Annotated in this window: 23 protein-coding genes; 5 read left to right on the plus strand and 18 right to left on the minus strand. The window is 29.9% G+C overall.

Annotated features, from left to right (window positions below; translation table 11 throughout):
• Positions 1–611: T9SS type A sorting domain-containing protein (locus MPF19_RS00005; protein ID WP_249986288.1), on the plus strand; the 611-nt coding region annotated here is incomplete at its 5' end.
• A gap of 90 nt (positions 612–701) precedes the next feature.
• Here the strand turns inward: MPF19_RS00005 and MPF19_RS00010 are convergent.
• From MPF19_RS00010 to MPF19_RS00075, 14 genes are all read right to left on the minus strand, one after another.
• Positions 702–1,475 carry an enoyl-CoA hydratase/isomerase family protein gene (locus tag MPF19_RS00010; RefSeq protein WP_249986289.1) on the minus strand — a complete coding sequence of 258 codons (774 nt, stop codon included), beginning with the start codon at positions 1,473–1,475 and terminating at the stop codon, positions 702–704.
• A 50-nt stretch (positions 1,476–1,525) separates the two neighbouring features.
• The gene (locus MPF19_RS00015; RefSeq protein ID WP_249986795.1) at positions 1,526–2,935 is read right to left on the minus strand and encodes a sensor histidine kinase; all 1,410 of its coding nucleotides are present in this window, start codon (positions 2,933–2,935) and stop codon (positions 1,526–1,528) included.
• A gap of 50 nt (positions 2,936–2,985) precedes the next feature.
• Positions 2,986–3,450, minus strand: a complete 465-nt coding sequence (locus MPF19_RS00020; protein ID WP_203393218.1) for a hypothetical protein — start codon at positions 3,448–3,450, stop codon at positions 2,986–2,988.
• Between the two features lie 57 nt (positions 3,451–3,507).
• Positions 3,508–4,629 (minus strand): NTP transferase domain-containing protein, encoded by a 1,122-nt coding sequence (locus MPF19_RS00025; protein ID WP_249986290.1) that lies wholly within the window; start codon positions 4,627–4,629, stop codon positions 3,508–3,510.
• Between the two features lie 273 nt (positions 4,630–4,902).
• Positions 4,903–5,382 carry a cyclic pyranopterin monophosphate synthase MoaC gene (moaC, locus tag MPF19_RS00030; RefSeq protein ID WP_249986291.1) on the minus strand — a complete coding sequence of 160 codons (480 nt, stop codon included), beginning with the start codon at positions 5,380–5,382 and terminating at the stop codon, positions 4,903–4,905.
• A 65-nt stretch (positions 5,383–5,447) separates the two neighbouring features.
• Positions 5,448–5,738 (minus strand): GIY-YIG nuclease family protein, encoded by a 291-nt coding sequence (locus MPF19_RS00035; RefSeq protein ID WP_249986292.1) that lies wholly within the window; start codon positions 5,736–5,738, stop codon positions 5,448–5,450.
• Positions 5,739–5,979: 241 nt separating this feature from the next.
• Positions 5,980–7,167: a molybdopterin molybdotransferase MoeA gene (locus tag MPF19_RS00040; protein WP_249986293.1), complete on the minus strand. Its 1,188-nt coding sequence runs from the start codon at positions 7,165–7,167 to the stop codon at positions 5,980–5,982.
• Positions 7,168–7,255: 88 nt separating this feature from the next.
• Positions 7,256–8,248, minus strand: coding sequence for a GTP 3',8-cyclase MoaA (gene moaA / locus MPF19_RS00045; protein ID WP_249986294.1), 993 nt, complete (start codon positions 8,246–8,248; stop codon positions 7,256–7,258).
• A complete protein-coding gene (locus tag MPF19_RS00050) occupies positions 8,249–8,662 on the minus strand; it encodes a YeeE/YedE thiosulfate transporter family protein (protein ID WP_249986295.1) in 414 nt (137 codons plus the stop codon).
• A 2-nt stretch (positions 8,663–8,664) separates the two neighbouring features.
• The gene (locus MPF19_RS00055; protein WP_249986296.1) at positions 8,665–9,222 is read right to left on the minus strand and encodes a YeeE/YedE family protein; all 558 of its coding nucleotides are present in this window, start codon (positions 9,220–9,222) and stop codon (positions 8,665–8,667) included.
• 1 nt (position 9,223) lies between these two features.
• Positions 9,224–10,456, minus strand: a complete 1,233-nt coding sequence (locus tag MPF19_RS00060; RefSeq protein ID WP_249986297.1) for a 3-deoxy-D-manno-octulosonic acid transferase — start codon at positions 10,454–10,456, stop codon at positions 9,224–9,226.
• A 94-nt stretch (positions 10,457–10,550) separates the two neighbouring features.
• On the minus strand, positions 10,551–10,811 hold the full coding sequence (gene rpmA / locus MPF19_RS00065) for a 50S ribosomal protein L27 (protein WP_036782547.1): 261 nt from the start codon (positions 10,809–10,811) through the stop codon (positions 10,551–10,553).
• Between the two features lie 40 nt (positions 10,812–10,851).
• Complete coding sequence (gene rplU / locus MPF19_RS00070) at positions 10,852–11,490, minus strand: 50S ribosomal protein L21 (RefSeq protein WP_203393226.1); 639 nt, start codon at positions 11,488–11,490, stop codon at positions 10,852–10,854.
• 148 nt (positions 11,491–11,638) lie between these two features.
• Positions 11,639–12,514: a DMT family transporter gene (locus MPF19_RS00075; RefSeq protein WP_249986298.1), complete on the minus strand. Its 876-nt coding sequence runs from the start codon at positions 12,512–12,514 to the stop codon at positions 11,639–11,641.
• Positions 12,515–12,675: 161 nt separating this feature from the next.
• On the opposite strand from MPF19_RS00075, the gene MPF19_RS00080 reads away from it, so the two are divergent.
• Positions 12,676–13,008, plus strand: a complete 333-nt coding sequence (locus MPF19_RS00080; protein WP_203393228.1) for a heavy-metal-associated domain-containing protein — start codon at positions 12,676–12,678, stop codon at positions 13,006–13,008.
• 90 nt (positions 13,009–13,098) lie between these two features.
• On the opposite strand, the gene MPF19_RS00085 is transcribed toward MPF19_RS00080, so the two are convergent.
• Positions 13,099–14,640, minus strand: a complete 1,542-nt coding sequence (locus MPF19_RS00085) for a glycine--tRNA ligase (RefSeq protein WP_203393229.1) — start codon at positions 14,638–14,640, stop codon at positions 13,099–13,101.
• A 70-nt stretch (positions 14,641–14,710) separates the two neighbouring features.
• Here MPF19_RS00085 and MPF19_RS00090 point away from each other — a divergent pair, with 70 nt between their 5' ends.
• The gene (locus tag MPF19_RS00090) at positions 14,711–17,227 is read left to right on the plus strand and encodes a DUF2569 family protein (RefSeq protein ID WP_249986299.1); all 2,517 of its coding nucleotides are present in this window, start codon (positions 14,711–14,713) and stop codon (positions 17,225–17,227) included.
• A gap of 4 nt (positions 17,228–17,231) precedes the next feature.
• On the opposite strand, the gene MPF19_RS00095 is transcribed toward MPF19_RS00090, so the two are convergent.
• Positions 17,232–17,774 carry a class I SAM-dependent methyltransferase gene (locus MPF19_RS00095; protein ID WP_249986300.1) on the minus strand — a complete coding sequence of 181 codons (543 nt, stop codon included), beginning with the start codon at positions 17,772–17,774 and terminating at the stop codon, positions 17,232–17,234.
• Positions 17,775–17,846: 72 nt separating this feature from the next.
• Between MPF19_RS00095 and MPF19_RS00100 the strand changes: the two genes are divergently transcribed.
• Both MPF19_RS00100 and MPF19_RS00105 read left to right on the plus strand, forming a co-directional pair.
• Positions 17,847–18,533: a ComF family protein gene (locus MPF19_RS00100; RefSeq protein WP_249986301.1), complete on the plus strand. Its 687-nt coding sequence runs from the start codon at positions 17,847–17,849 to the stop codon at positions 18,531–18,533.
• Positions 18,534–18,589: 56 nt separating this feature from the next.
• Positions 18,590–20,212: an Ig-like domain-containing domain gene (locus tag MPF19_RS00105; protein WP_203393232.1), complete on the plus strand. Its 1,623-nt coding sequence runs from the start codon at positions 18,590–18,592 to the stop codon at positions 20,210–20,212.
• A gap of 340 nt (positions 20,213–20,552) precedes the next feature.
• Here the strand turns inward: MPF19_RS00105 and MPF19_RS00110 are convergent, their stop codons facing one another.
• Together MPF19_RS00110 and MPF19_RS00115 are read right to left on the minus strand one after the other, a co-directional pair.
• Positions 20,553–21,701: a cystathionine gamma-synthase gene (locus tag MPF19_RS00110; RefSeq protein WP_249986302.1), complete on the minus strand. Its 1,149-nt coding sequence runs from the start codon at positions 21,699–21,701 to the stop codon at positions 20,553–20,555.
• A gap of 154 nt (positions 21,702–21,855) precedes the next feature.
• On the minus strand, positions 21,856–22,311 hold the full coding sequence (locus tag MPF19_RS00115) for a DinB family protein (protein ID WP_203393234.1): 456 nt from the start codon (positions 22,309–22,311) through the stop codon (positions 21,856–21,858).
• Positions 22,312–22,327 lie beyond the last annotated feature (16 nt).

Consider the following 22,327-nt stretch of genomic DNA (forward strand, 5'->3'; position numbering starts at 1 on the left):
TGTTACTAACCTTTAAAAAAGAAAAGATGAGAACAATAATGAAAACAATTTTAGTAGTAACATTAATGTTTGGAACATTAATTAGTTACGCAAACAACGACACAAAATCTACTAACGAAGTAGCTGTAAAAAGAGTTAAAGTTGAATACAAAGCTGTAAAAAAAGGCCATGCTTTAACTATTAAAAATGAATATGGATTAACAATATATAAACAAGTCATTCAAAGTTCTGGAACCTATTCTAAAACATTCGATTTAACAAATTTAGAAGATGGAATTTACACCACAGAACTAGACAAAGACTTTGAAATTATTGTTAAGAAAATTGAGGTAAAAGAGGGCTTTGTTACCTTTTTAAAAGAAGAAAACAAAACAATTTTTAAACCAGTAATTAGAACGGAAGGAGATCTGGTATTAATTTCTAAAATTGCTTTTAACAAAGAACCATTAAAAGTAACTTTATATTATGACAACCATGTTATTCTTTCTGAAAAAGTTGAAGGTAATAAACTTATAAACAGAGTATATAAGTTATCTGACACTAAAAAAGGTGCATATAAAGTTGTAATTTTTACTGATAACAGGTCTTACGTAAAAAACTTTAGAATATAAAATGATCATAAATTTCTTCATCAAACTACTGCCATACTTTGATGTTTAAAGCGAGTCTAATTTAGACTCGCTTTTTTATTTATAACCAATTTAAAAATTTGGCTTTCTCTTATCCAAAAAAGCTGAAGTACCCTCAACAAAATCATCAGTACCAAAACATTCTCCAAACTCATCTATTTCTACATCAAAACCATTTATTCCATCCTCAAAACCAGCATTAATTGCTCTAATTGCTGCAGAAATTGCCACAGAAGAATTTCTTGTAATTTTACTTGCAATTTTTTCTGCTAACGGTATTAATTCTTCTTGTGCAGTAACATGATTTACCAACCCACATCTATATGCATCTTCAGCAGAAATCATACCAGCAGTCATAATCATTTCCATTGCTTTACCCTTACCAACTAATTGAGGCAAACGTTGCGTACCACCATAACCAGGTATCACACCTAAAGAAACTTCTGGAAGCCCCATTTTTGCATTCTCTGATGCTATTCTAAAATGACAAGACATTGCCAACTCTAAACCTCCTCCTAATGCAAAACCATTAATAGCTGCAATTACCGGAGTAGATAAGTTATCTACATAATCAAATAAAGTATGATGCCCTAGTTTAGATAATCTAGCTCCTTCATCTACAGAAAAATCTGCAAATTCAGAAATATCCGCACCTGCAACAAAGGCTTTTTCTCCACTACCCGTTAAAATAATTGCTCTTATATTTTCGTCATCTTCTAAATCTTCAAAAGCTTCATTTAATTCAACAATTGTAGCTTTATTTAGAGCATTTAATTTTTTTGGTCTGTTGATAGTTATTTGAGCTAAACTATCTTTTTTCTCAACTAAAATATTTTCAAATTTCATTACTTATAAATTTAGTTACCTATCTATTCATTTCTAGGTGATGATTAACATTAACTTTTTGGTAAGACTACAGTAAAAACAGTTCCTAATCCTTCTTTAGATGTAAAAGAGATAGATCCATCATAAGCCTCTATAATATTCCTTATCATACCTAAACCTAATCCCATTCCGCTTGATTTGGTTGTAAATTTAGGCTCAAAAATTAAATCTTTTAAATCGTCAGATATTCCTTTTCCATTATCTGAAACTGTAATTATTATATTTAAATTTTCCGAGAAAATTTTGACTTCAATTAAAGGATTTTCTTCCTTATCTACAGCCTGAATAGCATTTTTAACTAAATTAGTTACCACTCTTATCAATTGAGTTTTATCTAAATTAGCATATAACTCTTCTTCTTGTGGATAATATTTTATATAGCGCTCTGTAAAAATATCTAGCGCAAACTTTACAACACTAATTAATTCTATTTGTTCTTTCTTTTGAGTTGGCATTTTTGCAAAATCAGAAAAAGCGGAAGCTATAGAACTCATTACATCTATTTGCTGTATTAAGGTTTGGGAAAATTCTTTTAACTTCTCTTTTGCCTTTTCATCTAAAGGATCAAATCTTCGCTCAAAACTCTGAACCGTTAAGCGCATTGGGGTAAGCGGATTCTTTATTTCATGAGCTACTTGTTTTGCCATTTCTCTCCAAGCTTGTTCTCGCTCACTTTTTGCTAATTTAGCAGCACTTTCTCCTAATTCATCAATCATGTGATTGTATGCCTCTACCAAAATTTCTATTTCCGAACTCGCCTTGTCTAGAATAATTTTTTCATTCCGTTTATTTAAACGGGTTTGCTGCATTTTTTCTGAAATGGTTTTTATAGACCTTGTAATATAACTTGATAAAAAATAAGCTATTGCAATAGCTATCAAGAACATAAGTATATAAACCACCCCTAATCTCAACATAAATTCTCTTAATTCGTGTTCTATCTCTGAGTTATCTTGTGTAAACTGGAGTTCTAATATTCCTATTCTTTTAAATTTTGGATCATGAATAAAAGAAAATGACGATTGAAAACCGGTCCCATCTTCTTCACTCGTTTTTAATATTTTATGATTAGAATTATTTGCCAATTCCTTTAAAACATTCACCGGAATAGGATTTGAATCCACTTTTTCAAAGGCACTTGCAGTGGATGATTTTAATAAATTACCTTGTAAATCGTAAAAAGAAATATTCAATTTGTTTATAGACGAAATTTCAAAAATACGCTCCTGAAATATTTTAGATAAATTTTCTGTATTTACAGGATAGGTTGTTTTATTTTTAAGTTCTAATTCAATCGTTTCTTTTGTGGTTGCTTCCTTACGTTCAAAACGTTGAATATTATAGTCTTTTGTCTGTTCATCATATTGATAAATAGTGACTACCAAAATTAATACGGATGCCAACAACACCAATAAAATCATTGATAAAAAAATACGTATTCTTAAAGATATCTTTTTTAAAATTGCCAAATCTAGTCTATTTTTATTCTCTTGGTTTTCATTGTTAACAAATCATCATAATCCCCATCTTCATCCCAATCATACTTACTTTTCCCTATAAAACCTTCATTCGTTTTTGTTATATGATAACTCACTTTCATATCTCTACCTCCATAAGTAAAAGCTACTTTTAAAGAATCTCCTATAACATCCCACTTTCCATCAGCTCTAGAAACTTGCACTCCTTTTTTATTTTTAAACCAAGCCGAAAAAGTACCATCTTTATTATATTTAGATTGGGCTACTAATTCCGGATTATCATCAAATTTATCTTCATAAACCTGCAAAGAGTCTGTTTTATTAACAGTATACATTTCTATTTTTAAATAGGTAGTTTCCCAACTATCTACCATAAAATCTTTCGTAGAAAGTTCAGGCTCACAACTCATAAAAAGAATTCCAAAAAGAGTGCAGAAAAATAAAGTTTTTGTTTTCATTTTTAATTCAAAATTAAGGTTCTGTAAACTAAAAAATTTAAAGAATCTAATTTACAACTAATTTAGCTCTTTTTTAGCTTCCTTAAACTCTTCTGGAGTATTTATGTTTCTGATAAAATCATCATCAATTTCTAAAATTTCAACATCCGAATTAATTAGCACTTTTCTAGGACAAGAATAACCTTGTGCTAAATATTGTAATAAAACAGAATACGCTTTTGGCTCATAAATTGTAATTAAAGGCTCTGGAAAATCTTTATCCTTCCCCTTAATTGCTGTCGCAACTTTACTGGGGTCTCTATGTTTTAGAAGCAATTGAATAAGCGTTGCATTTATAAAAGGAACATCGGTTGCCAATACAAACCAGGCTGTATTTGGATCTTTTTGAAAAGCAGAACAAATTCCGCCAAACGGACCTAAATTTATAAACTTATCAGAGATTTCACCTTCTTTTTCGGTATCACCTCGAGACTCGTTTAAAGGTTTAACGGAATAAAACGTTTCTAAATTGTTACTTTCTAACAATTCTTTTACTATTTCTTTCTGAGGCTTTCCAAAATAGTCCAATTTAGATTTATCTTGCCCCATTCGTGTACTTTTACCACCAACGAGAACCAATCCTTTAACGGGCGCAATTTTTTCCTGAATTAGGTTCTTAATATGATTTGAGATTGCATCAACTTCATCAATAGTGTAACACGTAATATTTTTTATCTGGGGATATTTGTCCTCTAAAAAATCAAAATATTTAGATTCCGAATTTAGTTTTATTACAAACTGAATACGATCTAATTGTTCTAATCTTTTTAATACAGAAGCTTCTTTAGCTTCGTCTAAAACTAGGATTTGCTTTGCTCCTTGATAATGATTTCCGTTGATAAAAACATAATCGAATGGTGCAAAATCTAAACGTTGCTGAAACTTATTTATATTTCCAGAAGTGGTTATTTGTAAATTTCCTTCGTGATGAAAAACATATTCAGACAACTTATTTTTTGCAACATCTTTTGCGTGAGAAGCATCAAAATAGGCTAAATTATAATCAGATAAATTTTGAGAAACCTTATGAACTAAATCAGAAATATTACCGCAATTTGTACCCAAAATTGCAATTTCATTGGGCGCAAAATTATCATTATCTCTTCTTTCTAAATTGGTATGTTTGCTATGTTTTTTCATTTTATTCTTTTATTGTTTCTAAAACAATTGTCATTTAGAAACGAGCTTTTTTTTAAGCGATTGAGAAATCTCATCATTTAGAACTCCAAAATTTGGTAATCTTATGCGGTCTCCCCTTAAGAAGAAACAACAAAACTGTGCCGAATTAGTTAACCGTTACAATATATACTTTAAAAATTAGATTCCTCAATCGACTAAAAAGTCTCATTTCGGAATTACAAGTTCACTTTTATATCAAAAATAACATAAGAGTGTTTCGTCCCTTCGGGAAGATTAAGAAGCGCTTTTAATATCAGACTTACCACCTGTTTTTTCTAATAACTTTACTTCTTTAATTACCATTTTCTGACTAATACTTTTACACATATCATAAATAGTTAAACACGTAATATTTGCACCTGTTAAAGCCTCCATTTCTACACCCGTTTTACCTGTAATTGTAACTTCACAAAGAACTTCAACTCTTTCTGAATCTATAATATTGATATCAATATCTACCCCATTAATCAATAGCGGATGGCACATTGGTATTAATTCTGATGTTTTTTTTACACCTTGAATTCCGGCAATAATTGCCGTTTGAAAAACAGGTCCTTTTTTAGTAAATAACTCATCATTTGTAAAATGAGCAATAACTTCTTTTCCTAAAAACATCGTTGCTTTTGCAATTGCCGTTCTTTTGGTAATTTTCTTATCAGAAACATTTACCATTTTAGGATTTCCTTTTTTGTTTATGTGGGTAAAATCACTCATTATTTATCTATATGTTCTCGATACAATTCCGATGAAAAATCGGAATTGTATCGAGAAGCTTTTTATTATTTAAATTTCTTCTTTGCTAAATTAGGAAGTTTTTCATACTCATCATTAATTAATGCCTCCTTTTTAGCCTTAGACCATTTTTTTATTTGCTTTTCGGTGTCAATTGCAAATCCAGCAACTGTAAATTCGCAACAAAAGACTAATTCTAAAGGTTGTCTTTTGTATGTGTAACTTTCTATATGCTTTCCTTGTTGATGTTCAAAAAAACGTTTCTCTAGATTTGAAGTAAAACCTATATAATAGGTGTTATCCGAGCATTTCAAAATATAAACATAATAGATTTTCATGGTTTTAGATTAAAATGTTCTCGATACAATTCCGATAAAAAATTGAAATCACTCGAACTGACAGTATTTCAATTACAAACAGATAAACACAATGTCACTTCGAGTGAAATTCTTTTTTCAAGAATTTTGTATCGAGAAGTTTTGTTAATTATTTATAATCTCCACCTTCTAAAAAGGTTCTCGATTCAAATTTTTCGTACCTCAAAATCCCCTCGAACCGACAGTGTATAAAAAGCTATAATTACCTATACTTTAAAACCGGAAAAACTTCCCCTTTTTTAAACTCTATTTTATCATTTGGTAATTGAATAAAAGCATCTGTTTTTACCAAACTTGCTAAGTCTCCAGAACCATTTCCATTAATTGGAGTGGCAATTAAATGCCCAAACTTCGAACTTAATTTTACTTGTAAAAAGTACGTTAAATTAGGTTTAAAAGAAACATCAGCATTTAATATTGCTGTTTCAGCTTCCATCTTTATTCCTATAGATTTATAATACCAAGGATAAAAATACGCCAAACAATTTACAAAAGTAGAAATTGGATTCCCAGGAAACCCGAAGACATTACAGCTATCCGTTTTACCATAAAAGAAAGGTTTTCCTGGTCTTTGAGCAACTTTATGAAACAGTTTTTCTACGCCTAATTCATCAAAAACTTCAGGTAAAAAATCATATTTCCCTTTACTGACGGCTCCACTAAAAAGCAATACATCATATTCTTGTAAGTAACTTTCTATTTTCGACTTTAAAATAGGTTTATCATCTGCAATATGAGCTGTTTCTGAAGGAATATTCAATCTTTCTAACAAAGACACTAATGTAAACACGTTGCTTCTTCTAATTTGATGTTCGAGCGGAATCTCATCAACACCAACCAATTCATCACCTGTAGAAACAATCATTACTTTGGGTTGTTTTGCAACTTTTACTGTCGATTTACCAACCGTTGCTAATACACCAATTTCTGCAGCAGAAATTATTGTATTTTTTGTAATCAACACATCTCCAACTTTTCCATCTTTTCCTTTCGGATGAACATTTTGGGCATCATTAATTGTATCAATATTTATAGTTGCAATTCCGTCTTCTATCGTTACATCTTCATATCTAATAACCGTATTTGCTTTATTTGGCAAAACGGCACCAGTCATTACCTCAATACAGTTTTCAGAATTTTGAAGTGCTATTTGTATGCTTCCTGCAGCCTGAATCCCTTCTATTTTAAAATCTCGTTGTCCGTTTTTAAATTGTAAAAAATCAATTGCAATTCCATCCATAGAAACTCTATTAAATGGTGGAAAATCTCTGTCTGCAACAATAGTTTCTTTTAAAATTCTACCTACAGATTTTATAAACGGAATTTCTTCAAAATCAAAATTTTGTATTGAATTTAAAACGGTTTGTAAAGCTTCTTTTACTGAAATCATTATTTTAAATCTGTATTTTTCTTATGCTTAATCGTGTAATTGTTAAACCTAGTTTACACAATTAAACACTTACACGATTACACTTTTGCTATCCTCCAATGGTACTCATACTTTCTGAAGCACCACCATCCTTTCTATTCGCTTCTGCTATAAAACCATTTTCAGGCTTCTGTTTTACCAAACCTAAAAACAGTTCTTTTAAATCGTCATTAGAAGCTCCTTTCCTTATAAAATCTCTTAAATTAAAAACGCCATCATCAAACAAACAATTTTTAAATGTTCCTGTTGATGTTATTCTTATTCTATTACAATCATTACAAATAGTTCTGGTAAATGCAGGAATAATCCCAAAAGTTCCTAAGTGGTTGTCTACTTTATAATTTCTAGAAGTTGATGATTTTTCTGATTGGATTTCCTTTACATCAAACTCCGTTTTTACTTCATTTAAAATCTTATTGAAAGTCCAATTTTCTTTCATATCGCGTTGTCCTTTTCCATTAAAAGGCATTTCTTCAATAAAACGAACCGCAACATTTTTGTCTTTTGTCAATCTTACAAAATCTACAATTTCATCCGTATTAAAACCAGATTGCACTACTACATTCAGTTTTAAATTCAAACTACTTTTTTCAAGTAACTCAAAGGTTTTATAAACCTCTGGATATACATCTCTTCTTGTAATTTTTGCAAACTTTTCTCTATCTAAACTATCAATACTTAAATTGATGTTCTTTACTTTTTTTAGCTTTTCAATTTTATCAATATGATGAGAAATTAATGCTCCATTTGTAGTAATATTAATTGCTTCTAACAAATCGTTATAAGACAACATTTCTAAAAAACCAACAAAATCTTTACGAACAAAAGGTTCTCCACCAGTTAAACGGACTTTATTAACACCCAATTCTGTTAACACCCTAATTAAGCGATACATTTCTTTAAAAGTAAGTAGTTCTTGCCTAGGAACAATGTCTATTCCATGAGCGGGCATACAATATTGGCAACGCAAATTACAACGATCAGTTACTGCCAATCTTACGTATTCCATTTGACGTCCAAAATTGTCTACGAGTTTGCTCATTTAATTAGGTAATTTTTTACTTAAAATTCCGTAGATAAATGTTCCTAAAAGTGCACCAACTAATAAAATAATTGCCGGTAATAATTTAAACCCAAGAATTACAAAAATTGGTGCTGCACAAGCCCCAGAAATTCCCCAACCTAAACCAAAAAATGTTCCTCCTAAAAGAGTACTTATAACCCCCTTTTTCTTTTTCTCTGGAACAATTTTATTACCATCAATATCTTTTATAACTCCTTTTTTAAACAATTGCATAAATATTGCAGAGATAACAACTGCACCCCCAATAATTCCATACATATGAAAAGATTGAAACTTAAACATTTCGTAAAAACGATACCAAGAAATGGCCTGTGATTTACTAAGAACAATAGCAAAAAAGATTCCTAATACTAAAAATTTAATATTTTTCATACCTAAAATAAAATTGGAATTATAACCCAAGTAGCAATAATACCACCAATAAAAAAGCCTATTACAGCCAATAAAGACGGTAATTGCAAACTACTTAAACCTGTAATTGCATGTCCAGAAGTACAACCACCAGCATAACGTGTTCCAAAACCTACTAGAATTCCTGAAACTAGTAAAATTAAAAAACCTTTAATGGATAAAAAGGATTCGGCTCCAAAAATTTCATCTGGAAAATATTGATTTCCAATATTGGCAAACCCTAAATCTGTTAATTCTTTAACCGTTTGCGGGTTCAAATCTATATCTTGATTGGGAATTAAATACTTTGCAGAAATAAAACCTCCAATAATTAACCCAACTACAAACATCAATGCAAAATCTCTATCTTTCCAATCTTTCTTAAAATAATCGGAAAACTTATCGGCACCTGCCAAAGTACAAAGCGTTTCAAAATTTTTTGAAGCGCCAAAGTTTTTACCAAAATAAAAATATAATAATAGCGAAATAGCTATAAGTGGGCCTCCCACATACCAAGCCCAAGGTTGTAATATAAAATTCATTTTAAATTTTATCTTTTAAATAATTCATAATTAATTTTGTAGCTCCAAGATGATCTTGAATATATCTTTTATTAATGACTCCTGTTAATTTCCTAAAGTTTTCATCATTTTTTAAACTGATAAAATTTGATGTAAATTCTTCTTGATTTTTGATTGAAATACAACCTCCAATTTTCACTAAATCTACAGCTTCTTTAAATTTGTCGAACTTATCACCAATAATAACAGGAATTCCGAAAGTTGCAGGTTCTAAAATATTATGTAAACCTGTTTTTAAACCTCCACCAACATACGCCAAATCTGCCGCAGCATAAATTTTGGTTAAAATACCAATCGTATCAATAATAAAAACCTGGTATTCAGCTAGGTTTTTATCCGCTTTTGCGGAAAATAAAACAGTTTTTTTGTTTATCGATTTCTGTAATTCTAAAATTGCATCATTCTTAATATTATGAGGCGCAATAATAAATTTTTCATCTTCAGATGCTTTATTATTAATGTAATTTACCAATAACGTTTCATCTTCTTGCCAAGTACTTCCTGCTACAACTGTATATTTATTGTTTTTAAATTGATTGATAAAATCTAACGAATTATCTTGTTCTAGTATTTTAGAAACTCGATCAAAACGAGTATCTCCTGCAATGGTAACGTTCTTAAAATTAATTGAATTCAATAATTTTTTAGAATTTTCATCTTGCACAAAAAAGTAATGAAAGGCCTGTAATGAATCTCTCATAAAACCGCCATAACTTTTAAAGAAAAGTTGCTTCTCTCTTAAAATACCAGAAACTAAAATAGTAGGAATTTCTTTTGATTTTAATTCACCTAAAAGATTTGGCCAAAATTCATATTTAATAAAAACTGCTAGCTTTGGGTTTACAATTTCTACAAATTTTCTTGCATTCGATTTAGAATCTAAAGGCAAATAACAAATAACATCTGCTAAATTATAGTCTTTTCTAATTTCATACCCAGAAGGGGAAAAAAAAGTGACTAAAATTTTATAAGTTGGGTACTCTTTTTTAATTTCTTCGATAATTGGTCTTGCCTGCTCAAACTCCCCTAAAGAAGCAGCATGAAACCAAATTGTATTTTCGTTTTTTAAGGAAGCTATTTTAGAAAACGTTTCTTTTCTTCCATCAATAAAAAGTTTTATTTTTTTATTAAAAAGAGCTACAATTGGTAAAAGAAAAATTGCTTTAAAAACAACAAGATCATATAAAAATTTCATAAATGTAAAAATACAAAACGGATTTTTCCTAAAACAAAAAAACGCCCAAACATTTACATGTTTGAGCGTTTTTAAATTTTAAAAGCTAAATTTCTTAAGCTTCAAATGGAGTAATAGATACATATGATCTATTATCTTTTTTCTTACGGAATTCTACAACACCGTCAACCTTTGCATGTAAAGTATGATCTTTACCCATGTAAACGTTTTCTCCTGGATTGTGAGTTGTTCCTCTTTGACGAACAATAATGTTACCTGCAATTGCAGCTTGTCCTCCAAATATTTTTACTCCTAGTCGTTTCGATTCTGATTCTCTACCATTCTTCGAACTACCTACACCTTTTTTATGTGCCATCTTATTGAGTTTTTATAGGTTAAAGTTAAATTTTTAGGAATTATTTTTCAATACCTCCGTCTAATCTATCTTGTAATTCTTTTAATTCATCCCACTTACCTTCTGCAGCTAAACCAGCTTGTTTAGGCCAAGTAGTTGTTACTAAATGAGATAATCTAGAACTTGCTTCAGTTAAGATTTCACTCAATTTTGCTGGATCTGCTTTTGCTACTTTTGCAAAAGTATCTAAACCTGCATTTACTAAAGCTTCTGCAGCTTTAGGTCCTGCACCTTCAATTTTCTTTAAGTCGTCTGCTTTAGCAGATTTCTTTGGAGCAGCTTTTGCTTTTGGAGCAGCTTCTTTTTTAGGAGCAGCTTTTTTAGAACCAGAAGCAGCAATAGATTCAATAAGAATCTCGCTTAAAAATTGTCTGTGTCCGTTTTTCTTAATGTAACCTTTTCTTCTTTTCTTCTTGAAAACGATTACTTTATCACCTTTTAAGTGACTTAAAATTTGAGCTGTTACTGAAGCTCCTTCTATAGCTGGGGCGCCAATAGTTACATTACCTTTTTCATCAAGTAAAAGTACATTATCAAAAGTAACTTTTGATCCTACTTCTCCTTGTAAACGGTGAACGTAAACTTTTTGGTCTTTTGCAACTTTAAACTGCTGCCCTGCCATCTCTACGATTGCGTACATACTATTTGTTTTGCGTTTATTACTAATTATTTTTGCAGTTTCCTAATGAAAATGCGGGTGCAAATATACATCTTTTTTAGAACTAACCAATATAGTTTTTATAAATAATTCTATCAAAATCAAGAGAATACCTTTTCTTTATAAAAAACTACTTTGTCTTATTTACAAAGTATACACCTAAAAGTATAATTACACCTCCAATAAGCTGAATGAAACTTAACTTTTCACCATCTAACATTCCCCATAAAATAGCTACAATAGGAATTAAATAAGTTACTGATGATGAAAAAACTGGAGAAGAAATATGAACTAACTTATTATAAATTGTTTTTGCAATAGCCGTACCAACAACAGATAAAATAGCTAAATAACCCAATGAATGCATGAGAACCTCATTATCTGTATCAAACGTATTAAAAAAATCTGTAAAACTTAAAACAAAGGTTGCAGGAATAATCAATAATAAAAAATTACCGGTTGTTATTGCCAATGCATCCAAGTCATACAAATACTTTTTTACCATATTGGCATTAAAAGCATACCCAACAGAAGCAATTATAATTAAGAAAGCATACCAATAATTTTGATTTGGGTTTACATCTGCTCCTTCTAATATTAAAATTAGAGTACCTATTAAACCAATCAAAATTCCATACAACTGAGCTTTTCTAAAAGCAAAACCAAAAACAATTGCTCCAAAAATTAAAGTATTAAAAGGTGTAAAAGAATTTAGAATAGACACAATAGCACTATCTATACTGGTAATTGCAAAAGCAAATAGAAAACCGGGTATAAATGTACCTACAACTGCTGTGTATGTAATATATTTCCAATGTCTTTTCTTTATTTTTTTTATGGATGGAAAAGCGAAAGAAAGTAAAAAGATAGCCGTAAAAATCATTCTTAACGCTCCTAATTGAATAGGAGTTACCCCTAAAAGAGCTTTCTTCATTAAGATAAATGAACTACCCCAAACTATTGATAAAATAATAAGGTAAAACCATTTTTGTTGCTGATTATTCATTGACTAAAAAAGTATTATGTAAAAATCCGACAAAAGTTTAAATTTCAGTACTTTTATTGATAAATTTGCATAATAATTTTACAATTTAACCTTATGCAATTCGTTAAGGGGTTATTCAAATTATTTTTTAACTCAAATATTTATATTCTAAATCTATTTTTATGAAAATTAAAAAAATATTATTTTCTTTTCTACTTGCTTGTTTCGTTTTAATTGGCTGTAAAAGTGAAGCAAAAAAAGAAGTACTTCCTGTTAACAAACAAAGTGTTTCTTTAGCAATTTCTGGAATGACCTGCGAAATTGGTTGTGCAAAAACTATTCAATCTAAATTATCTAAAAAAGAAGGTGTTATAGATGCTAAAGTAATTTTTACAGATAGTATTGCCAATATTCAGTTTGATGCAAACACCACTTCTAAAGAAGATTTAGCTTCTTTTGTTAGCGGAATTGCTGGTGGAGAACTTTACAAAGCTTCTATCTCATCAAAAGAATAACTTTTTTAAAAAGTTAACAACAAAATCATATATCAAAAAAAAAGCTGAATCTCAATTGAGATTCAGCTTTTTTTTATGCCTTAACTTTAATTACATTTTCTGTAACCAAGTTTTTACAGCTACTTCTGCTTTTATAATTTCTTTTAAATCTGCAATAGCAACTCTTTTCTGCTCCATCGTATCTCTATGTCTAATAGTAACACATTTATCGTTTAAAGTATCATGATCTACGGTAATACAAAATGGTGTTCCTGCAGCATCCTGACGTCTGTAACGTTTACCAACAGCATCTTTTTCATCGTAAAAAACGTTGAAATCCCATTTTAATTCATCCATAATTTCACGCGCTACTTCTGGCAAACCATCCTTTTTAACTAAAGGAAAAATAGCTGCTTTAAACGGTGCTAAAACCGATGGTAATTTTAAAACCGTTCTTGTAGTTCCGTTTTCTAGCTCTTCTTCTACTAGAGAGTGAGAAAAAACAGCTAAGAACATTCTATCTAAACCAATAGATGTTTCCACCACATAAGGTGTGTAACTTTTATTTTCTTCATGATCGAAATACTGTAATTTCTTACCAGAAAATTTTTCATGTGCTTTTAAATCGAAATCTGTACGAGAATGAATTCCTTCTAATTCTTTAAATCCGAAAGGAAAGTTAAATTCAATATCTGCAGCAGCATCTGCGTAATGTGCTAATTTATCATGATCATGAAAACGGTAGTTCTCTGCGCCCATCCCTAAAGATAAATGCCATTTTAAACGCGTTTCTTTCCATTGATCATACCATTCTTTTTGAGTTCCTGGTTTTACAAAAAATTGCATTTCCATTTGTTCAAACTCACGCATTCTAAAAATAAACTGTCTTGCAACAATCTCATTTCTAAACGCTTTACCAGTTTGCGCAATACCAAAAGGAATTTTCATTCTTCCTGTTTTTTGCACGTTTAAGAAATTTACAAAAATTCCTTGTGCCGTTTCCGGACGTAAATATAAATCCATTGCAGTTTCTGCAGAAGCACCTAATTTAGTACCAAACATTAAATTAAACTGTTTAACATCTGTCCAATTTCTAGAACCTGTTAAAGGATCTGCAATTTCTAATTCTTCAATTAACAACTTTACATCGGCTAAATCTTCTTTTTCTAAAGAAGCACCCATTCTTGCTAAAATGGTATTTATTTTTTCTTGATACCCAACTACTCTTCCGTTGGTAGCCAAAAATTCTTCTTTATTAAAAGCATCACCAAAACGTTTTGCCGCTTTAGCAACTTCTTTATTTATTTTTCCTTCAATTTTAGCGCAATATTCTTCAATTAAAACATCGGCTCTATAACGTTTTTTAGAATCTTTGTTATCAATTAATGGATCATTAAAAGCGTCTACATGCCCAGAAGCTTTCCAAGTTGTAGGATGCATTAAAATAGAAGCATCTATACCCACAATGTTTTCGTGCATTTGCACCATTGCTTTCCACCAATAATCTCTAATATTTTTCTTTAGCTCAACTCCGTTTTGAGCATAGTCGTAAACCGCACTTAAACCGTCATAAATTTCAGAAGACTGAAATACATAACCATATTCTTTAGCGTGCGATAATACTTTTTTAAATTGATCTTCTTGTTTTGCCATGCAGCAAAAATAAATTATTTATATGAATTTTTTATATATTAAAAATTACTTTTGTTAAAACTTTTATAACATGTTAAAAAGCCTTTTTACGGTTGTTTTCTCCTTCCTATTTATCTCTTTAAATTTTGCTCAGATTAAAAAAACACCAACACCTAAATGGGTTGACATGCAAAAATATGCAAGCGAGCCAAATATTAATTTTGATGAAGTAACACAAGGAACTTTAATACTCTTATACGATCAACAAACACAAGTAGATAGCGAAGAGAATTATTTTAAAGTTGTTACAAAAATTACGGAAAATGTAGGTATACAAGAAGCATCGAGTATTAATATTTCTTTTGACCCAAGTTATCAAAACCTTAGTTTTCATGAAATTGATATTATCAGAAACGGCCAAACTATCAGTAAACTCAACAGTTCAGAGTTTCAAACTATAAGACAAGAGTTAGATGCAGAAAATTATATATATGACGGTAGTTTGTCTGCAGTAACCCATATAAGTGATGTAAGAGTTGGAGATATTATAGCTTATAGTTTTACACGAAAGGGCTACAACCCTATTCATAAAAATTATTTTGCAGAATATTATAATTTAGATAACTCCCATCCGATAGGTAAAATAAACATCAAAATTAACTCTAAAAACAAACTTGAAGTAAAGTCATTTAAAAACCAATTAAAATTTAAAGAAACTTTTAATAATAACAAATACACGTATTCTTTATTAGAAGAAAACATAAGCGCTACACATTTTGAAGACAACACACCTTCGTGGTTTCTAGACGCTAACTTTATAGAAATAGGTAATTACAAATCTTGGGAGAATTTAATTGATTGGGGTGTTCAGCTTTTTAAAGTTAAAGACAACCTATCTACTAGTCTATTAAAAAAAATTAAGGAAATTGATAAAGAAAACAATACTAAAGGTCAAAAAATAGAAGCCGCCTTAAGATTTGTACAAGATGAAGTAAGATATTTAGGGTTAGAAAACGGAATTAGCGCCTACAAACCTTCGTCTCCAAACAAAGTTTATGACCAAAGATTTGGTGACTGTAAAGACAAAAGTCTATTATTAGTAACTATACTTAACCAAATGAACATTGAAGCATATCCTGTTTTAGTGAGCACTTACTTAAAGAAAACAGTTACCAATTTATTGCCAAATCCAGCTCATTTTAATCATTGTGTAGTAAAAGTTATTGATGACAATAAAGGTGAGCATTGGTACGACCCTACAATTACAAACCAAGGTGGTACTTTTAACAAAGTTGTTTTTCCTGATTATAGATTTGGATTAGTTCTTAAAAAAGGAAATAATGACTTCGAAGAAATTTTTCCGTTTGCAGAAAACACCATCGACATTACAGATAATTATGTTTTAGAGGAAGTTGGCAAAGGTGCAATCTTAAAAATAACTAGTATTTATAGTGAAGCAGAAGCCGATAATATTCGTTTTTATTTTAAAAACAATAGTATTATCAATATCCAAAAAGAGTTTGAAAAATTTTACTCAGACTATCATGCTAATATAAAAAGTTTAGGCAAACCAGAATATACAGACAATCTTAAAACAAACACATTTACAATAAATGAAACTTATAAGATTGATAGTATTTGGCAACCATCATACATGGAAAACCAGATTGCTATAGATTTTACACCTTACACAATAACAAATGTACTTTCAATGCCTTCTAAAATTGAAAGAGAAACACCTTTCGAACTTAGTTATCCCATTACAAGAAGCCACACCATTAATGTAGAGTTACCAGAAGAATGGAATGTTGATGAAGATAACTTCAACTTGAGTTCTCCAAATATTTTTTACGATTTTGATGTATTATATAATAAATCTAAAAACATATTAACTTTAAAACATTTACTTAAAATACAAAAGGACTTTGTAAGTATAGCCGAATTCCCTGCATTTTATAATGACTTAAAAAAACTAGAAAGTGAGTTAAACTACAACATTTCCTATAATACAGGAGGCAGTTCTACCTCAACTAGTTCGTCTTTAAAATATGTAGGTATTTTTATGTTTGTTTGTTTTCTAGCATTTTTTACTTGGTTAGCTTTTAAACTTTACCAATACGATGTAACACCAAAAATGGAATCTCATTATCAAGAAAATAAACCTATTGGTGGTTGGCTAATTTTAATTGGTATTGGACTTTTTATCTCTCCAATAAGAGTTTTTATAGATTTATTGAATACAGAGATCTATTTAAATGGAGATTGGTTGGTGTATTTTGGAAGCGAAGACTTTAGTTTTTCTATAGGACTATTATTGATTTTAGAAACATTGTTTAACGCAGCAGTTTTAGTCTTTTTACCACTAATTATTGTTTTATTCATAAAAAAGAGAAGTAGTTTCCCTAAAACATATGCAATCTTTTTAATCGTTTATTTTATATTTATAGTATCGGATTCTTTTATAGCAACAGCTTTAACAGATGTAAATAGTTTAACAAGTTTAGAGGAAAAGCAATTGATAAAAAGCTTTATTTCTACAGGAATTATTGTTCCTTATTTATTACTATCAGAAAGAGTTAAAGAAACTTTTTTAAAAATTTATCAATAAAAATTTAACCTACTTTTTTACAATGATAAACAAAGGCTGGAGGAAAATTTAAGGGCTCAAAACCTAAAGATATAGATTGATTAAACACACTTTTAAGTTTTTTGAAATATGTTAAACTATACTGAAACTGAATAAATGTTCCATTATCTTCTAGAACATCAAAAGATTTCTCTAAAATTTCATTTGTAACTTCTTCTGGAATGATGGTTAACGGCAAGCTAGAAATAATATGACAGGTTTTATCAAAGTTTAATTTTTTTAACTCTTCTCCAATTTTTTCTGCAGAAGACTTCACCACAACAAGCTGTTTATTTTTTATGTCTGATAGTTGATCGTAAAAATTATCATTGATCTCAAAACAAATTAAAGTAGCATTTTTAGGTAATTTTTCTAAGATCAATTTAGTTATTACTCCATCTCCTGGTCCAAATTCTACTAAAACCTCCACTTTAGAAAAATCTATTTTTTTTAGCATTCTTTCTGCTAAAAACCGAGAACTAGGCGTAACGGTTCCTAATGTTTTTAGATTTTTAATTGACTCTTTCAAAAAATTTAACCTGCTAATCAAATCTCGTTCTTAAATTATATTATTATCTTTCTAAAAAAAGACTTTGTAAAAATGCGAATTTTAAAAGACTTATTCAATCTTTTTTATCCTAAATTATGTGCTAATTGCGACGACCAACTAACACAGAACGAAAATGTAATCTGTACATTCTGTAGGCACGACTTGCCTTTAACCAATTTTATAAACTACACAGAAAACAAAATATCTAAAACTTTCTATGGACGAGTTGCCATAGAAAAAGCATATTCTTTATTGTTTTATAGAAAAGAAGGCATCACAAAAAAGTTAATACACGAATTAAAATACAAAGGAAATGAAGAAATAGGCATCTTTTTTGGTAATTGGTTAGGAGAAATTTTAAAAGAAAATAATGAATTTTCAGACATCAATATTATTATTCCAGTTCCGTTGCATCCTAAAAAACGTAGGCAAAGAGGGTATAATCAGGTTTCGAAATTTGGAAACATGTTAAGCAATCACTTAGAAAAACCGTTTGAAGAAACAGTTTTATTGAGAACATCTACATCAAAAACCCAAACTTTTAAAGCTCGTTTTGAGCGTTTTAATAATAACGATACAAAATTTCAGTTATCTAACTTAACTGCCTTAAAAAACAAACACATTTTATTAATTGATGATGTAATTACAACGGGTGCAACCTTAGAAGCTTGTGCAAAAGAGTTGCAAAAAACCGAAGGTGTAAAAATCAGTATTTTAACAATGGCATATACCGAATAAAATTTATGCTTTTTAAGTCAAAAATATATTGTTAATTTGTATCAAATTTACTTTTTGTGAAACCCATTTTTAGATTTATTTTTTTTAGCATTTCAATTGTAATTTTAACCAACTGCGCAAGAACAGGAAACCCAGAAGGTGGGCCTAAAGATGAGGATGCACCTTTGTTTGTAACCTCTAAACCGGCTTATGAAACTATTAATTTTGACGCAAAAGAAATAGAGTTAAATTTTAATGAGTATATAAAATTAAAGGATTTAAACAAACAGCTTATTGTTTCTCCTCCTTTAAAAACACCTTTATTGGTAACCCCACAAAGTACCGCAAGCAAATTTTTAAACATACAAATTCTTGATACTTTAATTAAAAACACCACCTATATTATAAACTTTGGTAATGCTATTGAAGATAATAATGAAGGAAATAAATTAGAAAGTTTTAAATATGTTTTTTCTACAGGGAAATATATCGATTCACTGTCTACTTCTGGTAAAATTAAAGATGCATATTCAGATGAAAGTCAGAAAAATATTAATGTGCTGTTATATAAAATAGATAGTTCTTTTACAGATTCTATCGTTTTTAAAAACAAACCAAATTATGTAACAAACAGTTTAGATACCTCACTATATAATCTTACTAATTTAAAAGAAGGTAAGTATCTAATGATTGCCCTAAAAGAAACTACCAACGATTACCTTTTTAATCCAAAGGAAGATAAAATAGGTTTTTTTACAGACACCATAACTTTACCTAGAGATAGTATTATTAAAAAACCAATTGTATTATTTAAAGAAACGCAACCTTATCAATTTAAACGTGGTAAAGAAATTACGAGAGGTAAAATTGAATTTGGCTATGAGGGCGAAATAAAAGATCTAAAAGTTAAAATTATTTCTGATACTCCTGATGACTTTAAGAGTGTTTCTAAATTTGAAATAGACAAAGACACCCTAAACTATTGGTACAAACCTTTTGAAGCAGATTCTTTAAACTTTATAGTTACCAACGACAATTTTATAGATACCGTTACCGTAAAACTTCGTAAGAAAAAGATTGACTCCTTAATTCTAAGCGCTTCTACTGAAGGGACGCTTCATCTTAGAGATACTTTTTTTATGAAAGGAAATAACCCGCTTGTGAAAATTGATACGAGTAAAATTACCCTTGTAGATAAAGACACGTTAACGATTCCTTTTGTTAGTTTTATTTCTGATAAAGAAAATAAAATAGCTTTGGTTTTTAATAAAAAACCACAACAAAAATATGCCTTAAAAATGATGCCGGAAGCTATTTCCGACATATTTGAACAAAAAAATGATACCTTAAATTATAAATTTACAACAAAAGAAATTGAAGATTACGGAAGAATAACAATGGATATTGTAAATGAAACTTCTAATCATTTAATTATTGAACTTTTAGAAGGAAAAGACAAAGACAAGCTTATAGAAACAAAGTTTATTTCTGGTTCCGGGCAAATACAATACAATCTTTTAGAACCTAAAAAGTACTATATAAGAGCTATTGTTGATGAAAACAAAAATAATAAATGGGATACTGGTAACTACTTACTAAAACAACAACCAGAAAAAATTATCTATTATTCTGAAGAATTAGAAGTAAGAGCAAATTATTATTTAGATGGAAATGTGTTTACTGTTAAAATCCCAGAATAAGTTTAAAAACTTGTCATGCTGAGGCACAAGACAAAAAAAATTCTCAAGCATTAATGATGACGTACAGCTTTATCATTTCGACCCCAAGGGAGAAATCACATAATATTGCTCAATTTTGCGTTCTCTTCTTTATGAGACTTCTCCCAAAAGGTCGAAGTGACAGGTATGTGGAGTTTTTTTTATAATTTGAAAAAATGTAATAATTAACTGATATATAGCTTATTACTGAAATCGTCAAACGTAACTTGTTTCAGTATCTAAAATAACTAAAATTTAAAAACCATAAGAATCTAAAATAAATTCAGATTGACAAAAAAAAGAGCCAATTGGCTCTTTTTTTTTATACTTTTAATGCTTGTTCTAAGTCTGCAAGTATATCTTCTATATCTTCAATACCAACACTTAAACGAATTAAGGAATTTGTAATACCCATTCGTTCTTTTTCTGGTACAGGAATAGAACCATGAGACATACTTATTGGATGATTAGATAAACTTTCTACGCCGCCTAAAGATTCTGCTAACGTAAATATTTTAGTGTTTTTTAAAAATGCATATGCAGCTTCTTGAGATTCCTCTTTTAGTCTAAAAGAAACCATTCCTCCAAAGTCTTTCATTTGACTTTTTGCCAATTTATGATTTGGATGCTTTTCTAAACCAGGATAATAAACTTGACTAACTTTTGGATGCTTTTCTAAAAATTGAGCTACTACAATTCCGTTTTCACAATGTCGTTGCATTCTTATATGTAACGTTTTTATGCCTCTTAATGCTAAAAAAGAGTCCATTGGTCCAGAAATTGCTCCTGCGGCGTATTGAATAAAATGAATGTCTTCTGCTAGCTTTTTATCCTTTACAATTAAGGCTCCCATAATTAAATCGCTATGACCACCTAAATATTTTGTTGCAGAATGCATTACAATATCGGTTCCCAAATCTAAAGGTTGCTGTAAATAAGGCGTAGCAAATGTATTATCTACTCCTATTAAAATAGCAGCATCAATATCTTTTACGGCTGATGAAATTGCTTTTATATCGGCAATTTTCATTAACGGATTTGTTGGTGTTTCTATCCAAACTAACTTTGTATTTTCTGTAATGGCATTTGTAATGTTTTTAACATCGTCCATGTTTACAAAAGAAAACTCTAATCCGTATTTTTGAAACAACTTGGTAAACATTCTATAACTACCTCCATATAAATCATCTCCGGCTATAATTTCATCACCTGGGTTTAATAAACGTAAAACAGCATCTATTGCTGCCAAACCAGATGCAAATGCAAATGCATGTGTTCCATTTTCTAAAGATGCTAAACTGTTTTCTAAGGCTGCCCTTGTTGGGTTTCCTCCTCTAGAATATTCAAATCCTTTGTGTTCTGTAGGACTTGTTTTAGCAAAAGTAGATGTTAAAAAAACTGGTGGCATTACTGCTCCGGTAGTTTCTTCTGGTTTTTGACCTCCGTGAATTGTTTTGGTATTGAATTTCATCGTTAAAAATGTGTTGATGATTTTATTATTGCTATAAGTTGGCAAACTAGTTTAGCCCAGATTGAACGGTCTGTTTGAGCTCTTTTTTGAGATGCTGTTTTTTAGCATCTCAAAAAAAGCGAGTAGTGAAAGCTGGAAACAGCTTCTAATAAACCTATAAAAATTTCTTGATAGATCTTATAATTCCATAGTGAATTCCTTCGTGAAAATTGTTGAAAGAAATGGCTGCTTCTATAGAATTAAGCACAAAACCGGTACTGGTTGGATATTCTGCAAAATTTTCAAAAATACCTGCTTCGTAATCTTCTTGCAAAGTGTCTGGTAAACCTAAAAGCAACTCTTTAACTTCTTCAAACTCCTCTTCTGTAAAAGTTTTTGTTGGTACTGTTCCTTTTTTAAAATCTTCGATTAACTCATCTGGACACAAACAGTTTAACCCTGCTAATTTGTAGTTTAAAAGCTGTTGTGTAACCACTAAATGCGCAACATTCCAAGCAATATTATTTTTAAAACCTGCAGGAATTGTATGGATTTGCTCTAAAGTTAAGCCCTCTAATTCTTTTAAAACTAGTGTGCGAGATGTTCTTAAAAGATCGAATTGTATGTTCATTTTTTTGTGTAATTTT

It is taken from the genome of Polaribacter sp. Z014 (assembly GCF_023555435.1).
Lineage (GTDB): Bacteria > Bacteroidota > Bacteroidia > Flavobacteriales > Flavobacteriaceae > Polaribacter.

Excerpts from the sequence above, each read along its gene's own strand:
- MPF19_RS00010 (WP_249986289.1), bottom strand. The coding sequence starts at position 1,475 with ATGAAATTTGAAAATATTTTAGTTGAGAAAAAAGATAGTTTAGCTCAA.
- MPF19_RS00015 (WP_249986795.1), bottom strand. The coding sequence starts at position 2,935 with ATGATTTTATTGGTGTTGTTGGCATCCGTATTAATTTTGGTAGTCACT.
- MPF19_RS00020 (WP_203393218.1), bottom strand. The coding sequence starts at position 3,450 with ATGAAAACAAAAACTTTATTTTTCTGCACTCTTTTTGGAATTCTTTTT.
- MPF19_RS00025 (WP_249986290.1), bottom strand. The coding sequence starts at position 4,629 with ATGAAAAAACATAGCAAACATACCAATTTAGAAAGAAGAGATAATGAT.
- moaC (WP_249986291.1), bottom strand. The coding sequence starts at position 5,382 with ATGAGTGATTTTACCCACATAAACAAAAAAGGAAATCCTAAAATGGTA.
- MPF19_RS00035 (WP_249986292.1), bottom strand. The coding sequence starts at position 5,738 with ATGAAAATCTATTATGTTTATATTTTGAAATGCTCGGATAACACCTAT.
- MPF19_RS00040 (WP_249986293.1), bottom strand. The coding sequence starts at position 7,167 with ATGATTTCAGTAAAAGAAGCTTTACAAACCGTTTTAAATTCAATACAA.
- moaA (WP_249986294.1), bottom strand. The coding sequence starts at position 8,248 with ATGAGCAAACTCGTAGACAATTTTGGACGTCAAATGGAATACGTAAGA.
- MPF19_RS00050 (WP_249986295.1), bottom strand. The coding sequence starts at position 8,662 with ATGAAAAATATTAAATTTTTAGTATTAGGAATCTTTTTTGCTATTGTT.
- MPF19_RS00055 (WP_249986296.1), bottom strand. The coding sequence starts at position 9,222 with ATGAATTTTATATTACAACCTTGGGCTTGGTATGTGGGAGGCCCACTT.
- MPF19_RS00060 (WP_249986297.1), bottom strand. The coding sequence starts at position 10,456 with ATGAAATTTTTATATGATCTTGTTGTTTTTAAAGCAATTTTTCTTTTA.
- rpmA (WP_036782547.1), bottom strand. The coding sequence starts at position 10,811 with ATGGCACATAAAAAAGGTGTAGGTAGTTCGAAGAATGGTAGAGAATCA.
- rplU (WP_203393226.1), bottom strand. The coding sequence starts at position 11,490 with ATGTACGCAATCGTAGAGATGGCAGGGCAGCAGTTTAAAGTTGCAAAA.
- MPF19_RS00075 (WP_249986298.1), bottom strand. The coding sequence starts at position 12,514 with ATGAATAATCAGCAACAAAAATGGTTTTACCTTATTATTTTATCAATA.
- MPF19_RS00080 (WP_203393228.1), top strand. The coding sequence starts at position 12,676 with ATGAAAATTAAAAAAATATTATTTTCTTTTCTACTTGCTTGTTTCGTT.
- MPF19_RS00085 (WP_203393229.1), bottom strand. The coding sequence starts at position 14,640 with ATGGCAAAACAAGAAGATCAATTTAAAAAAGTATTATCGCACGCTAAA.
- MPF19_RS00090 (WP_249986299.1), top strand. The coding sequence starts at position 14,711 with ATGTTAAAAAGCCTTTTTACGGTTGTTTTCTCCTTCCTATTTATCTCT.
- MPF19_RS00100 (WP_249986301.1), top strand. The coding sequence starts at position 17,847 with ATGCGAATTTTAAAAGACTTATTCAATCTTTTTTATCCTAAATTATGT.
- MPF19_RS00110 (WP_249986302.1), bottom strand. The coding sequence starts at position 21,701 with ATGAAATTCAATACCAAAACAATTCACGGAGGTCAAAAACCAGAAGAA.
- MPF19_RS00115 (WP_203393234.1), bottom strand. The coding sequence starts at position 22,311 with ATGAACATACAATTCGATCTTTTAAGAACATCTCGCACACTAGTTTTA.